This window comes from Planococcus circulans, assembly GCF_020023385.1.
In the GTDB taxonomy this organism is placed as follows: Bacteria; Bacillota; Bacilli; order Bacillales_A; family Planococcaceae; genus Planococcus.
In genome coordinates, this window is the sequence record NZ_JAIQCL010000004.1 from 107,714 (window position 1) to 123,078 (window position 15,365).

The window sequence follows — 15,365 nt, forward strand, 5'->3', positions numbered from 1 at the left end:
CTTTACTACGAGAACAGGAGGCAAAAGTTTCATGATTAAACGATCAGCACCAGACTGACAGCCATCACTGCCATGCCGGCCACCAATCCGTAGATGGACAGATGCGCTTCGTCATAGCGTTTCGCTGCTGGCAATAATTCATCAAGTGAGATGAAGACCATGATGCCAGCTACGCCGGCAAATATGATTCCGAACAATGTGTCGCTGAGAAAAGGCATCAGGAACAACCAGGCAGCAATTGCTCCGATCGGCTCTGAAATCCCGGAGAGAAAGCTGTATTGAAAAGCTTTTATCCGGCTGCCGGTTGCATAGTAAATCGGTACTGATACGGCGATGCCCTCCGGAATGTTATGAATGGCTACGGCGATTGCAATAGCTACCCCAAGTGCAGGATCCTGTATAGCCGACATGAATGTGGCAATCCCTTCCGGAAAGTTGTGGATACCGATTGCTAAAGCAGTAAAGATCCCCATTTTCCGAAGCCTGGCATACTCGTCATTGGTGGGTCCTTCATCCATATCTTCCACTGTTTTGACTTCATGCGGATTTCCCAGTTGAGGCAGAATCCGATCCAACGCCGCCATGAAAATCATTCCGCCGAAAAACCCAGCGAGAGTCAGCCAGTAGCCCACCGTCTCACCATGGGCATTCGTCAAGGAATCTTTTGCTTTAAAGAAGATTTCGATCATAGAGACATAAATCATGACGCCAGCTGAAAATCCTAAAGAAATCGACAGGAATTTTGTATTGGTACGGGATGCAAAAAATGCAATTAAACTGCCAATCCCTGTGGCCAGTCCAGCAAAAAGAGTTAGTCCAAGTGCGAATAAGACTGTACTATCCATAGTCATGCCTTCTTTCCAATTCTAGTGAATATGGTTATTGTACAGCGAAAGTTTCCTTAGCGCAACTTTTTTTAACTAAGAAAGATTTCCCATTATTCGTTCACTTCATTTCACCAAGCAAACTTTTCAATTTTTGCCAATCAGCATCCTTTAACGTTCGAACAGGCGGATTATAAAATACGCTGGCTGGATGAAAGGTAGGGAAAATGTGGTAAATTTCAGCCGTTTCTTTGAAATGGCCATCTTCGTCATCCCAATATAGAATCGGCGTCTCCATCAGCACTCCATGAAGTTCCATGACTTTCGCTTTGGGACCGATCAATCTCTGCAATCCGACATTCCCTAAAGTTACAATCAGCGGCGGACGGACGTCTTGAATCTCGGTATCCAAAATAGGCGCATGGGCGATTATTTCTTTTTTGGTCGGTGGCCGGTTGTACTTTCTTTCGATGATTTCTCCGTTGCGCTTTTTTTTGGTTCCCCATTTATAAGGTCTGCTTCTTACCGCACTGGTGATATAAACATCCTCTCTTGCCAAACCAACACTTTGCAGAGAAGCCATCAATTCTTTTCCTGCTCGCCCTGTAAATGGGATGCCGGTTTCCACTTCATTTTCTCCCGGCGCTTCCCCTACGAGCATAATCGCCGGATTTTTCGGTCCGCTCCCCCATACAAAGCCATCAACCGGATATCCCTCAATCCGTTTTTTTCCCATTGCAGCTACTTCTTCTGAAATTCTATACATTCAAATTCACCTCTATTTTTATTTTATGTTAGAAAACCTAACATTAATTCAAAAAAACTCTTGCATTATCAGAAAATATAAACTAATATGTTAACAAACCTAACATCAAGGAGGAGATAACATGAAAAAGATTGAAACGATTATTCGGCCATCCGTTTTCGCAGACGTTCGCCAAGCTTTGGCACTTGAAGGAATAGACGGTTTGAGTGTAACGGAAATTGCCGGAATCGGAAAGCAGGAAGGCCGAGTCGGATTGTTCCGCGGGAATGTCTACACAATGGAGTTTTCTCCGAAATTGAAACTGGAGATGGTGGTGGAGGACCACAAAGTCGAAGATATTATTCAAGCTTTGTTGGACTACGCTTCAACCGGCCAGGTTGGGGATGGGAAAATTTTTATTTTACCGGTAGAGGAAGCAATACGGATCAGAACAAAAGAACGCGGCACAGTCGCAATTGGATAAGGGGGAGATTGGATGGAAGCAGTTCAAAGTTCAGTAGATATGATATGGGTGATGCTCGGGGCTATGCTGGTATTTTTCATGCATGCAGGATTCGCAATGGTGGAGTCAGGATTTACACGTTCTAAAAACACCTTGAATATTTTAATGAAGAACATGATCACCGTTTCACTTGGCTCGATTCTCTTCTTTATTGTGGGATACGCTCTAATGTTCGGTCCTTCTTCTTTCGGATTGATCGGCACTGAAGGATTTGCTCTTTCAGGGGTCGAAGATATTGGATTCTTTGTTTTCCAGGCAGTTTTCGCCGCCACTTGTGCAACAATCATTTCCGGGGCGGTTGCTGAACGGATGAACTTATCCGCATACATTTTGCTGACCATCGCTATGACCGCCATCATCTATCCAATTGTCGGACATTGGGTATGGGGAGGCGGCTGGCTGTCACAGATCGGCTTCATCGATTTCGCAGGATCTACTGTAGTGCATTTAACGGGTGCAGTCGCCGCATTTGTAGCAGCTTGGAAAATCGGGCCACGCCTTGGCAAGTACAGCGGAAAATCCGTCAATACAATTCCGGGCCACAGTCTTCCACTTGGCGCATTAGGTGTTTTCATCCTTTGGCTGGGATGGTTCGGATTTAATGGAGGCAGCACCTTGGCAGCCGATCCTGCCCTCGTGCCTCCGGTAATCGCCAATACCTTATTGGCAGCTTCTGCCGGGGTTATCGCTACCGCTGGATATACACGGTTGCGCTACGGCCGCATCGATGCTTCCCTGACCATGAACGGCGCACTTGCCGGCCTCGTTGGCATTACCGCAGGGGCAGCGAATGTCTCTCTTGTCGGCGCTCTTGCTATCGGGTTGATAGCCGGGGTTGTCATGACCGAAGCTATCCGCTTGCTTGACTCTAAAATTCGTGTCGATGATCCGGTCGGAGCTATTTCCGTTCACGGTATTGCAGGTATCTGGGGGACACTTGCAATCGGCTTATTTGATACCACGGGTGGACTCCTTTACGGAGGCGGAGCAGAAATTCTCGGCATCCAGACAGTCGGCGTTCTCGCCGTAATTGCATGGGCTTCGGTTTCAACAGGCTTGGTGCTCTTCGCCGTTGGCAGCATCGTGCCGCTAAGGGTCACAGCAGAAGACGAAGAAGCAGGCCTGGACTTTTCAGAGCACGGCTCACAAGCATATTCGATGCAGGATGTTCTGCAGGGTTCACCGACTGGACGCAACGATTCGTTTGCCCACCGGTTGAATCAATTGGGAGAGACACCTTCTTCCCAGAAATCGATCTCCTGAACAAAGCAAAAGAAGAGGAATTCCTGTCTAGTCCAGGAATTCCTCTTCTTTTTCAATACTTGTCTTTTTACGAAACAGCCGCTCACGGAGTTCATACCAGACAGCCACTCCAACAAACCACGCATATCCAGCAAACAGCCCGGCAATTACATCAGAAAAATAATGTTCTCCACCTGCCACTCTTGATAAGGCGACAGTCACGGACAACACGACAGCCACCAGCCAGACCACTGCCTTCGATGTCCGGGAAGCACTCCCTTCAGAAACAAAATAAGCCAACGTAAAGAGATACAGCAAACCGACCATCGCATGGTTCGACGGGAAACTGAAGGACTCCAAAGCATCCGGTAATTCCGGTCGCGGACGCTCGAACCAGCCCTTCATTAACTGATTCAGAACATTCCCCACACCTACCGCAAAAAAGACAAACAACATTGCCCGATAGTTTTTTTGGAACAACCAAAGATAGACGAGCAATAAGAGGCTGACAGAAATGATCATCCAAGGATCTCCTAAAAATGACATGCTGCTAAGCAGCGTCCTGCCACCGAGTAACTCTCCTGCAGACCGATCGATCCGAATAATGGACTCACTTGAGTAATTTACGAGTATGGCAAAAAAGCCAAGCAATGCCGCTACTGCCAACGGATAAAAAAGACGCTTCAAGACATCCACCCTCTTTCATCAATACCTATATTTTAACATATGCAAAACGAAAAGCCCGCCTGCCCTATCGGCAAACGGACTCGATGCCCTTCCACTCACTGCAGCTCAAGCACACCATCAACCATTTTAAAAAGTTCAGAACATCTTCATTTGTCAGAACCAAGGGCTGCCCATCGTCGAAGCATACAAACAGAAAATCAGCGGGAATCCTCTGGATTCCCGCTGATTTTTATTGTTTTTTATTCAAATGCAGATTCTATGTCTGTTACCATTTGAGCGACAGACTGCAATCCGCCACCTGACAAGTACCAGAAATCCGGATCCAAGTAGATGATTTTATCGTTTTTGTAAGCATTCGTTTTTTCAACCAATTCGTTTTCAAGAGATTCTGCAGCACTTGTGCCGCTATCAACTACAGCGTTGCGGTCAACCACGAACATGATGTCCGGGTTTGTTTCCAAAATGTATTCAAATGAAACGCTTTGGCCGTGAGTTGAAGCTTCGATGCCTTCGTCAGCTTGTTTGACACCGAACACATCATGGATGATGCCGAAACGTGAAGCTGCGCCATATGCGCTTACTTTGCCTTCATTGGCAAGAGTGATCAATGCTTTTTCATCAGATTCGCTTACTGTTGCTTTTACAGATTCGATTTGTTCATCAATTGCTGCCAACTCTTCAACGATTTGATCTTCTTTACCGAAGATTTCACCCAGAGTGGTCATGTTTGATTTGAACGATCCCATGTAATCAGTAGTATCTACAGCCATATGGATAGTTGGGGCGATGTCAGAAAACTCTTCGTACATTTCAGCCTGGCGCCCAGAGATGATGATCAAGTCCGGCTCCATAGCATTGATCGCTTCAAAGTCCGCTTCTTTCAACGTACCGACGTTTTCGTACTTCTCAGCGTCACCATATTTTTCAAGGTAAGCCGGCAAAGATTCCTGTGGAACTCCAGCAACAGCTTCAACACCTAATTTGTCGATTGAATCAAGAACACCAAAATCGAATACGACTACCTTTTCAGGGTTCTTGTCAAAAGTCGTTTCACCAAGTTCGTGTGTAACTGTCATTTCTTCTTTTTCTTCCGCCTCAGCAGTTGCTGTATCGGATTCCGTCGTTTCTTCAGTGGATCCACAAGCTGCAAGGAAAGCCACCATCATAAGGGTAAATGCCACCAATAACCATTTCTTCATATCGTTTCGAGCTCCTCTTTTTTAAGAATTGAAGTATACGCAAATCCGGCAATTGTTCATCTGCTGAATCGGGATATCCATATCGTAAATTTCTTTTAATGCAGCACTTTGGATAATTTCTTCTGTCGTACCGTCTTTGACCACCCGGCCATTTTTCAAGGCTACGATGCGGTCGGAATAGACAGATGCGAAGTTGATGTCATGAAGGACAATGACCACGGTTTTGCCGAGATCGTCGACCAAACGGCGCAGAATCTTCATGATTTGAACAGAGTGTTTCATATCCAGGTTATTCAAAGGCTCGTCCAATAAAATATAATCGGTGTCCTGTGCAATGACCATCGCGATGAATGCGCGTTGGCGCTGACCACCTGAAAGTTCATCCAGATAGGAGTTCTCCATTTCCTTCAAATCCATGTAATCGATTGACTGGTCCACCATTTTTTCATCTTCATCATTCAGACGGCCTTTTGAATAAGGAAAGCGGCCAAAAGAGACAAGCTCGCGAATTGTCAAACGGACATTCATATAGTTGGACTGCTTTAAGATCGATACACGTTTTGAGAACTCATTGGATTTCAACTTTTTGGTATTGGTTGAATCAATGAGGACTTCTCCGGTATCGGCATCCAAAAGACGGCTGACCATAGAAAGCAACGTGGATTTCCCAGCACCGTTCGGTCCGATAAAGGACGTAATCTGGCCGCGTTGGATATCAACAGAGACATTTTCCACAACTTGTTTTTTGCCGTATAGCTTTGTCAATTCACGAACTTGGATCATTTAGATCGACTCTCCTTTAATAGTAGATAGATGAAGTAGACTCCACCGATGAAATTGATGATAACGCTCAATGTCGTATTGAAAGTGAAGAGCCGCTCCACTACCCACTGGCCACCGATTAAGGCGACTACACTGATGACAATAGATCCTGTCAATAAGACCGAATGTTTATATGACGTGAAGAATTGATAGGATAAGTTTGCGACGATCAAACCGAAAAACGTAATCGGTCCGACCAGCGCCGTGGCAATCGCAATCAAGACAGCCGACAGAACCAGCATCTGTTTTACCAATGCGTCGTAGTTTACACCGAGATTGATCGCTGTATCCCGCCCCAGCGTCAGAACATCCAAGGACGAATTTTGTTTCCAGGCGAATGCAATCAGCAAAGTGATGATGGCCAGTGAGGTCCACACCAAATCAGAATTGACATTATTGAAGCTGGCAAACATCCGGTCCTGAATGATCGAGAATTCGTTGGGGTCGATCAGCACTTGGAGGAAAGTCGTAATACTGCTGAAAAACGTTCCGCAAATGATGCCGACCAATAAGAGAAAGTAAATCGGCCGATCGTTCTTTTTAAAGAGCAAGCGGTAGAATAACAAGGCGAAGATTACCATTACAGCAATCGACAGCAAGAAATTCACTTGCTTGTTTACGATTGTAATATGATCTGAACCCAGGAAAAAGATCAGCACCGTCTGAAGCAGCATATACAGTGAATCCAAGCCCATAATGCTCGGCGTCAATATCCGGTTATGGGTGATGGTCTGAAAGACAACCGTCGCATATGCGATGGCGACTCCCGTCAAAACCATGGCAAACACTTTTACCCCACGTCTCGGCAATGCGTAATCGAAACTCCCGTTCAGGTCCTGAAACAGATAGACTCCACAAGCCGCTAAAGCTAAAGCGACTAGTATGAGCATCTTATGTAGGTCACGCATACGATTTCCTCCTAAACAATAAGAAGAGGAAAATAAAGCTTCCGATAACGCCGACCATCAGGCTAATGGAAATCTCATACGGATAAATCAGCACTCTTCCCAAGATATCGCACATCAGCAAGAAAATAGCTCCAAGCATTGCAGTATGCGGCAATGTTTTTTGTAGATGATCTCCTTTGAAGATCGACACGATGTTCGGAATGATCAACCCAAGGAATGGGATAACCCCCACCGTCAAAACTACCGTCGCCGTAATCAAGGCTACGAGTGTCAAACCGATGTTGACGACACTCCGGTACTTCATCCCCAAATTTTTAGAGAAATCTTCGCCCATACCTGCTACCGTAAATCGGTTGGCGTATAGATAAGCGATGACAAAGACCGGAACGCTGATGTAGAGAAGTTCATAACTCCCCTTCATGACCATCGAAAAGTCACCTTGCAGCCAAGCGGACATGTTCTGGATAACGTCCGCCCGGTAAGCGAAAAATGTTGTAATGGACGACAGGATGTTCCCAAACATCAAACCCACTAAAGGAATGAATATAGCATCTTTAAATTTGATGCGATTTAGAATTTGCATGAAAAGAAAGGTACCGGCAAGCGCAAAGGCGAAAGCCACTGTCATTTTTTCCAGCATCGATGCATTGGCAAACATCAGCATCGATACCAGAATCCCAAGCCGAGTGGCGTCCAATGTACCTGCCGTCGTTGGAGACACGAACTTATTGCGGCTTAACTGCTGCATGATGAGTCCTGCCATACTCATCCCTGCACCCGCCAGCAAAATCGCGACCAGCCTTGGCAGACGGCTGATCAGGAATATCTGTGTCTCTTCCGATTGGAAATCAAGCAAATCAACAATGCTGATACTGCTGACCCCGACAAACAAGGAAATGATTGACAGTATGATTAATGTTGGTATTAAATAACGTTTCTTCATTCCTGTCCCTCATCTGTCCTCAATAAAACAATATTGATTATTCGATAGTGATAATCATTATCACTGCTTACAGATTTCAGTATAGCATGATGAAAAGAAGAGTCAATGAATAATTGAGAATAATTTTCATTTAGATGAGAATTGTGAGCATTTGTCAAAAGTTCGTCAAATAGTCAGAACATAAGGCAAAGAGCACACCAATGTGGCGTGCTCTTTGCTTTCTTATCTCTTCATCCTTATTGAACGCTTAATTTCTCAACCAGTACTATCAACCTGCTATTTCCTGTGCCTGCTCCACGACTTCAGCTGGTATGGTGATGGCTTCGATTTTATTGTACTGGCTGTAATCGGCCTGTACATCCGACTTGATGTTCATCATGTCGCCTTCTATATTCATATCCATGTCCATTTGCATATTCATGCTGTTTGTCAGGAAAGTTTCTTTATCGATCGTGAGAATGTAGTTCACTGAATGGATGGTCATGTCTTCAAGTGCCATTTGCGCTTCAATTTCCATTTGGCCTAAAGTTTTCTCCAACTGCTGATCCATCAATTTTTTAAATTTTTCTCCAGAAGCATCCAGTGTCAAGATATACTCATCTGCTGTCTGTTCAAATGTAAAATCTTCCTGGAATTCAGCTAATTCTTCAAGCTGTTGAGAAGGATCAGCTGTCTGTTGATCAGCCAAGCCTTTCAGGTCATCAATACTTTCATCTGGCATCTTCAGCCAAGTCGCCATTGTTTCTTCATACATATACATTCCTTGTTCCGTGAAATACATTTCCATCGTCATCGGATTTGTATTGTCGATCTCCTCAGACACGATGGAAGTTTCGGCCGTCTGGTGGAAAGCCAGCGGTTCAGCCGTCATGTCCATGGAAGAATCCACTTTCATATTGATCACCATGCCATCAGGCTGCATCGCCATCACCTGATCTGTTTCAATATCTGCATGAAGACTGTTAATGCCCTCAGAAGCCTCTACCGATTTGGTATACACCTCTTTTGCCGTCAAATCGCTGTTTTCACCTTTTGCCGTTACATCTCCAGACGCCGGTTCCGCTGTTTCTCCACAAGCGGAGAGGCCAATCGCCAAAGTAGCTGTGCTCATAAACAATATCCATTTCTTCAAAGTATTCGCCCCCTTGTTGGTTTTTATCCTTCTTTCCGATTTTGCCGTTCAATGGAGTGTATTGAAAAATAGCCCATTGTTTTTAGTTGTTTCTATACTTACGTAAGCCCTTGAAAAAGGTTCCATATTCATTATATACCCAAATACCATTCGTCTATTTCTCCATTTTCGATTATACTTTTCATTGTGAGAAAAAAACGAGGTGGATGTTTTTGAAATTAAAACAATTTTTTAAGTACTACAAGCCGCATAAACGGCTGTTTATCATTGATTTTTCCAGCGCCGTCTTTGTGGCTATTTTGGAACTGGCATTTCCGGTCGCTGTCCAATGGTTCATCGACGACCTGCTTCCAAGTGGAAACTGGGGAACGATCACTACTGTCAGCTTCCTGTTGTTGGCCGTCTTCCTATTAAGTACGTTATTACAGTATATCGTCAGCTATCTGGGCCATAAACTGGGCATCAATATCGAAACCGATATGAGGGAAGAGCTGTTTACCCACGTCCAACGACAGTCTTTCCGCTTCTTCGATAACACCAAGACCGGCCACATCATGAGCCGCGTGACCAACGACCTGTTCGACATTGGCGAACTCGCCCACCACGGACCGGAAGACTTTTTTATCGCCATCATGACATTTTTCGGGGCTTTCGGCATCATGTTCTGGATAAACCCGAAACTGGCATTGGTCACATTAATCGTCATTCCGTTCCTGATCTGGCTCATTACGTTCTGTAATATCAAGATGAACCAAGCCTGGGGCAACATGTATGGAAAAATCGCTGACGTCAACGGCCGCGTGGAAGACAGCGTCTCTGGAGCACGTGTAGTCCAATCGTTTACAAATGAAGAGTTTGAAATCGAACGCTTCAAATCAGACAATGACCGTTTCCGCCTGGCGAAGATGGTCGCTTACAAAGTCATGGCAGCAACACATTCCAGCATCTATATGATGACCCGTCTGTTGACTCTGGTTGTCTTGGTTTATGGAGCCTGGCTTAATTTTCAAGGTGAATTATCGTACGGGGAACTTGTCAGTTTTGTGCTGTTCCTGAATGTTTTGATCAAACCGATCGACAAAATCAGTGCATTGCTTGAACTTTATCCGAAAGGCATGGCAGGTTTCAGCCGTTTCCGTGATTTGATCGAACAGGCACCCGACATCAATGACCGGAAAGATGCCGTTGCCGTTGAAGGATTAAATGGAGACATCCGTTTTGATAATGTCCATTTCGGCTATGACGACAACAAACCTGTTTTATCAGGGATTGATTTGAAATTGCGCGCCGGAGAGACCGTTGCGTTTGTCGGGCCATCAGGTGCCGGAAAAACGACGATTTGTTCATTGATCCCCCGATTCTACGATATCCAGCAAGGTTCCATTTCCATCGATGGCATGGATATCCGGGATATGACCATGCATTCCCTGCGCTCGCAGATCGGCATCGTCCAGCAGGATGTTTTCCTGTTTACCGGAACGATCCGCGAGAACATCGCTTACGGCAAGCGGCATGCCACTGAAGACGAAATTCTTGCTGCTGCCAAAAAAGCGCATTTAGAGGATTTCGTCCAAAAATTGCCGCATGGCTATGATACACAGATCGGGGAACGCGGCTTGAAATTGTCAGGCGGCCAAAAACAGCGCCTGGCTATCGCCCGCATGTTCCTGAAAAATCCGCCGATCCTCATATTGGATGAAGCCACTTCTGCACTCGATACCCAAACAGAGCGTGTCATCCAGGAAGCTTTGGCAGCGCTCGCTGAAAACCGGACGACTTTGATCATCGCCCATCGCCTGGCCACAATCCGTGATGCAGATCGTGTGATCGTCGTTACGGAAGACGGCATTGCCGAACAGGGTGGCTACAGCGAATTACTGGAAACTGACGGCATTTTTGCAAATCTGCACCGCATTCAGTTTCAGCAATAAGAAATCACACCAACAAGTAAAAATAGAGGCTGTCCGATTCATTTATGAGAGGTGTATTGCGTCATGCGTGACTGGAATTACCGCCGGGGAATGTGGCGTATCAGAATTTGTGGCCATTGTGATCCGGCCGCTCATCTCGATGCATTGGTGCATTACCATCCCTTGGCCAAAACGACCATGAGCAAGTGGGAATTCACTGGAACTCATTCCACTACTACCGCCTCCAAGATGTTGAAATCGGCAAATATGCCATTCGCCGGGAGTTATAAAGATCGAATATATCCCATTTCTGAACTTTTTGAAGGCATGGAAAGTATTTAGAGCTTATTAGAAAGTATTCAGCCGTTTACGGAAAGTATTTGAACCCAAACAGAAAGTATTTTATCCAACTTGGATAGTAAGCTCTATTAATGGAACAAAACCATTCTTTTTTTCAAATAAAACCCCCAAAAACTGCATACAAAGCAAAAACCGCTGGAGAAAAATCAATGATTTTTCTCCAGCGGTTTTAGTTTAGGGACTTATGGGACAGCCCCTTTTTGACTTTCTATTTCCCGATGACAAACTCTTGGTAGCGGTCATAATCCGCATGGCTCATTTCCACTTTCAGCAAAGTGCCTTCTTCTTCGTATTCCGTTTCCAGAATACTTGCTTGTTCGTTCAGGTAAGCGACGATGTCTCCTCGATCGAATGGAATGACCATCCGGCAAGTGACGTAATCTGCAAAAATCCGTTTCTTGATGACTTCCAGCAGTTCATCCAGACCCTTGCCTTCTTTTGCCGCAATCCATAAGCCATCCCCATTTACGGTCGGGTAACGGACGCCTGCCAGATCTGATTTGTTGTAGACATACAGAGTCGGGACGTTCTCCACTCCAACAGCCTGCAGCGTCAGATTGGTCACTTCCATCATATAGCGGTGCTCTTCGTTTGAAACATCGACGACGTGCAGTAATAGATCCGCATTTCGGGCTTCCTCTAATGTGGAGCGGAAAGCTTTTACCAGGTGATGCGGCAGTTTGCTGACAAATCCGACCGTATCCGTCAGCAGGAAGCTTTTGTTGTCCTCAAGACGGATCTGGCGGACAGAGGTCTCGAGTGTGGCAAACAGCATATCTTTTTCAAATACCTGCTTTTCCTCATTCTGTCCGGTTTTCGCCAATAAGCCATTCATGACAGTTGATTTTCCGGCATTTGTATAGCCGACCAGTGATACGACTGGCATGCCTTTTTTGGTGCGCTGCTTGCGCTGTGTGACGCGCTGATCCTTGATATGCTCCAGCTCTTTATGAAGCTTTGAAATCTGATCTTCAATTTTTCGGCGGTCCAGCTCAAGCTTCGTCTCCCCGGCTCCACGGTTGGCTACGCCACCGCTACTGCTGCCTCCTTGGCGGCCAAGCGATGCGCGCAGGCCGATCAAACGGGGCAACATATATTGAAGCTGCGCCAATTCCACCTGCACCTGTGCTTCACGTGTTTTTGCACGCCGCGAGAAGATATCCAAAATCAGCATGGTCCGGTCGATAACTTTACATTCCAAGTCTTCTTCCAAATTCCGGATCTGCGAGGGCGACAGTTCATCGTTGAAAATCACCAAGTTTGCGTCCGATTCTTCATAAAAGGCTTTAATTTCTTCTACTTTTCCGCTCCCCACATAATGCGAAGGATTAATGCGGTCCAGATTTTGTGTAACTTCTCCTACTACTTCCACATTGCAGGCTTCCGCCAAGTTATGCAGTTCTTCCATTCCGTAAGTGAAATGCAGATCTTTTTGGAGCTGGACACCGACAATGACCGCTCTTTCTTGTAATTCATCCATTTATGTTGTCCTCCTATTTCAGGAAAGGAAAATTCCTATTCGATTCCTCCATTTTACCACAGTTTCTTTGCTGCCCCCTACAGACGGGGCAACCAGTACTGGCCATGCTCAAATTCCACTTTATTTTCGCCGTCCGCAAAATGCACTTCTTCCAGACGTTCCTGCGGCTGATCGGTTTTTCTGAATTCAATCCTGCAATTCTCCAATTCCAGGCTGCCGCCGAGAATCTTCCGCCAAGCAGCTGCGGTTTCTTCCGGATCCCTTACTCCAAATACGCAACGGCCGATTGCCAATGTTTCGTTTGAAGCTTCAATAGCTCCCGTATCCCGTAATTTTCTGTAGCGTTGTTCATCTGTTTCCTGCCATTCAATGAAAAACGGACAAGGCAGCCGTGCGGATATCTCTTCTTCAATGAACAGCATCTTCCACTTGATCAGCTGTCCGGCTTCTGTCCGGCGCTCCGCATCCAACACTCCTGATGTCTTGACCCCTCGGTCTCGCAATTCTTCATCCAGTTTTTTGATAGCAGCAGTTCGTACACAAATCGTCCCAAAACCGACTTGGTCATGCAACAGCAATCGGGTGAGCGGATGATTTGCCTGAGACGCAATTTCTGCTTTTTCGACTGTCAGCCACTCAATATAGCAGTCTTTCAAATACAGCAGTGCATTAAAAGTTCCCCATTTCTCGTGCCGGCCGCCAATAGCTGCATGAAATCCTTTTTGCTGCCACTCGGCTGTCGCCTTTTGGGGAGTTTGGCGGACAAAATGAACAATGTGATCCAATTCCATAAAGCACCTCACTTTTTCTACTTTATCTAACCGTTCGCTATTGCTTCCTCTCTTCCCTTTTTATCGGAGTAGAAAAACCAAATCCGAAGTTTTCTGATTATTCAAACGATTAATTTGATTTTTTTACCAAAATGGGTGGTATTTTTTCTGAATATTCGGTAGGGTAACTATATAAAAGTTTATAGGAGGTCGTGATGGATAAAAAACTGTTTTTAAATCCTGTATTTATAGTATCCGCCGCCGTCATTATTGTACTTGTTATCTTCGGTGCAACCACACCCATTCAATTCGGAGAAGTAGCAGGAAACCTATTCAGTTTCACAACCCTGAATTTCGGCTGGTTCTATTTACTCGCAATTTTTATCATTACACTTTTTCTCATCATCATCGCCATATCCAAATATGGGAGCATCCGGCTTGGCGCCGATAATGACCGTCCGGAATTCCCATTCTTTACATGGGTCGGCATGTTGTTTTCTGCCGGTTTCGGAGCCGGCCTTGTGTTTTGGGGCGTAGCTGAACCGATGAGCCATTTTTTCACCACCCCTTTCGGCGCTGAAGCACAAACGCCGGAAGCAGCAAGAGTTGCCATGGGCTATTCGTTTTTCCATTGGGGCATCAGCCAGTGGTCGGTCTTCGCCATTGTTGGCCTCGTCATCGGATTTCTCCAGTTTCGTAAAGAGAAACCGGGCTTGGTCTCTACGGCCCTTGAACCGGTGCTCGGCAGAAAGCCCTTAGTCAAACACTCGATTGATTCCCTTGCTGTTATTGCTACAGTCATGGGGATTGCCACATCCCTCGGCTTGGGCGTGCTTCAAATGAACGGTGGGCTAAATGCGGTATTCGGCATTGAAAACGCTTTCCCGATACAATTAGGGATTATCATTGTCATGTTCATCGCTTATACCATATCTTCTTCCACCGGCCTAAAAAAGGGTATTGCGTACTTAAGTAATTTAAACCTTGGTTTGGCTTTGGTTCTCATGATATTCGTCTTTATTGCAGGGCCGACCGTCTTTATCATGGAGACTTTCACTTTAGCGACCGGCGACTACATCACCAAATTCATCTCCTACAGTTTGCGCCTTGAACCTTATGAAAATGGCGAATGGGTTCAGGGCTGGACCATCTTCTATTGGGCCTGGTCAACTGCCTGGTCTCCGTTTGTCGGCGCGTTTGTTGCACGCGTATCCAAAGGGCGGACCATCCGCGAATTTGTCGTGGGGGTTCTTGTCATTCCACCGGCCATTGCCTGCGTTTGGATCGCCGTGTTCGGCGGCACGGCACTTTGGTACGATTTGAATCAGGGCACAGGAATTGCCGAAGCTGTCAATAACGATCTGACCTCGGCGTTGTTCCAAACTTTCGAAGTGCTGCCATTTACACCGATCATGTCCATTCTTGCAATCTTGCTGATCTTTACCTTCCTCGTGACTTCTGCCGACTCCGCTACATATATTCTGGCGTCGATGACTAGTTACGGAAGCCTGAATCCACCTACAATCTTTAAAGTTGTTTGGGGTGTGCTGATGGCTGCGATTGCGGCAGTTTTGCTGTATGCAGGTGGACTGGGAGCCCTGCAAACCGCTTCTCTGATATCCGCCCTGCCGTTCACGGTATTGCTGATAATCATGCTGTGGTCCTTCACTAAAATCATCCGTAAAGAATCACTGCCTATTCGGGAATCCGATTTACAGCGATTCAAGCTTATGGAAAAAGAAAACAAAAAACAAAGCGATAAATAATCGAATGACCGACAAAAGGCGTACAACCTTTCCATTTGGAAAGAGCTGTACGCC

The 15,365-nt window shown here is 45.8% G+C and carries 15 protein-coding genes; 5 read left to right on the top strand and 10 right to left on the bottom strand.

The window, feature by feature from the left end; genetic code table 11:
- Positions 1 to 35: 35 nt before the first annotated feature.
- Both zupT and K8U60_RS08550 read right to left on the bottom strand, forming a co-directional pair.
- Positions 36 to 845 carry a zinc transporter ZupT gene (gene zupT / locus K8U60_RS08545; RefSeq protein ID WP_223637074.1) on the bottom strand — a complete coding sequence of 270 codons (810 nt, stop codon included), beginning with the start codon at positions 843 to 845 and terminating at the stop codon, positions 36 to 38.
- A 100-nt stretch (positions 846 to 945) separates the two neighbouring features.
- Complete coding sequence (locus tag K8U60_RS08550; RefSeq protein ID WP_223637077.1) at positions 946 to 1,590, bottom strand: uracil-DNA glycosylase; 645 nt, start codon at positions 1,588 to 1,590, stop codon at positions 946 to 948.
- 121 nt (positions 1,591 to 1,711) lie between these two features.
- Here K8U60_RS08550 and K8U60_RS08555 point away from each other — a divergent pair, with 121 nt between their 5' ends.
- Together K8U60_RS08555 and K8U60_RS08560 are read left to right on the top strand one after the other, a co-directional pair.
- Entirely contained in the window at positions 1,712 to 2,053 is a 342-nt protein-coding gene (locus K8U60_RS08555) for a P-II family nitrogen regulator (protein ID WP_223637080.1), read from the top strand.
- Between the two features lie 12 nt (positions 2,054 to 2,065).
- Positions 2,066 to 3,355, top strand: coding sequence for an ammonium transporter (locus K8U60_RS08560; RefSeq protein WP_223637083.1), 1,290 nt, complete (start codon positions 2,066 to 2,068; stop codon positions 3,353 to 3,355).
- Positions 3,356 to 3,382: 27 nt separating this feature from the next.
- Here K8U60_RS08560 and K8U60_RS08565 read toward each other — a convergent pair whose 3' ends face one another.
- The 6 genes from K8U60_RS08565 to K8U60_RS08590 form a co-directional block, all read right to left on the bottom strand.
- Positions 3,383 to 4,021 (bottom strand): phosphatase PAP2 family protein, encoded by a 639-nt coding sequence (locus K8U60_RS08565; RefSeq protein WP_223637086.1) that lies wholly within the window; start codon positions 4,019 to 4,021, stop codon positions 3,383 to 3,385.
- 239 nt (positions 4,022 to 4,260) lie between these two features.
- Positions 4,261 to 5,220 carry a siderophore ABC transporter substrate-binding protein gene (locus tag K8U60_RS08570; RefSeq protein WP_223637089.1) on the bottom strand — a complete coding sequence of 320 codons (960 nt, stop codon included), beginning with the start codon at positions 5,218 to 5,220 and terminating at the stop codon, positions 4,261 to 4,263.
- 21 nt (positions 5,221 to 5,241) lie between these two features.
- Positions 5,242 to 6,003 carry an iron ABC transporter ATP-binding protein gene (locus tag K8U60_RS08575; RefSeq protein WP_146558308.1) on the bottom strand — a complete coding sequence of 254 codons (762 nt, stop codon included), beginning with the start codon at positions 6,001 to 6,003 and terminating at the stop codon, positions 5,242 to 5,244.
- Positions 6,000 to 6,950 (bottom strand): iron chelate uptake ABC transporter family permease subunit, encoded by a 951-nt coding sequence (locus K8U60_RS08580; RefSeq protein WP_223637094.1) that lies wholly within the window; start codon positions 6,948 to 6,950, stop codon positions 6,000 to 6,002. Before K8U60_RS08580 ends, K8U60_RS08575 begins: the two co-directional genes overlap by 4 nt.
- The gene (locus K8U60_RS08585) at positions 6,943 to 7,893 is read right to left on the bottom strand and encodes an ABC transporter permease (protein ID WP_223637098.1); all 951 of its coding nucleotides are present in this window, start codon (positions 7,891 to 7,893) and stop codon (positions 6,943 to 6,945) included. The genes K8U60_RS08580 and K8U60_RS08585 overlap by 8 nt, the downstream gene beginning before the upstream one ends.
- Positions 7,894 to 8,161: 268 nt before the next feature.
- Positions 8,162 to 9,025: a DUF6612 family protein gene (locus tag K8U60_RS08590; protein WP_223637101.1), complete on the bottom strand. Its 864-nt coding sequence runs from the start codon at positions 9,023 to 9,025 to the stop codon at positions 8,162 to 8,164.
- A 206-nt stretch (positions 9,026 to 9,231) separates the two neighbouring features.
- On the opposite strand from K8U60_RS08590, the gene K8U60_RS08595 reads away from it, so the two are divergent.
- A complete protein-coding gene (locus K8U60_RS08595; protein ID WP_223637104.1) occupies positions 9,232 to 10,956 on the top strand; it encodes an ABC transporter ATP-binding protein in 1,725 nt (574 codons plus the stop codon).
- Between the two features lie 63 nt (positions 10,957 to 11,019).
- Complete coding sequence (locus tag K8U60_RS08600) at positions 11,020 to 11,277, top strand: hypothetical protein (protein WP_223637107.1); 258 nt, start codon at positions 11,020 to 11,022, stop codon at positions 11,275 to 11,277.
- A gap of 226 nt (positions 11,278 to 11,503) precedes the next feature.
- Here the strand turns inward: K8U60_RS08600 and hflX are convergent, their stop codons facing one another.
- Complete coding sequence (gene hflX / locus K8U60_RS08605) at positions 11,504 to 12,775, bottom strand: GTPase HflX (protein WP_223637110.1); 1,272 nt, start codon at positions 12,773 to 12,775, stop codon at positions 11,504 to 11,506.
- A 77-nt stretch (positions 12,776 to 12,852) separates the two neighbouring features.
- On the bottom strand, positions 12,853 to 13,566 hold the full coding sequence (locus K8U60_RS08610) for a VOC family protein (RefSeq protein WP_223637113.1): 714 nt from the start codon (positions 13,564 to 13,566) through the stop codon (positions 12,853 to 12,855).
- Between the two features lie 194 nt (positions 13,567 to 13,760).
- On the opposite strand from K8U60_RS08610, the gene K8U60_RS08615 reads away from it, so the two are divergent.
- Entirely contained in the window at positions 13,761 to 15,311 is a 1,551-nt protein-coding gene (locus tag K8U60_RS08615; protein WP_223637116.1) for a BCCT family transporter, read from the top strand.
- The last annotated feature ends 54 nt before the right edge of the window (positions 15,312 to 15,365 follow it).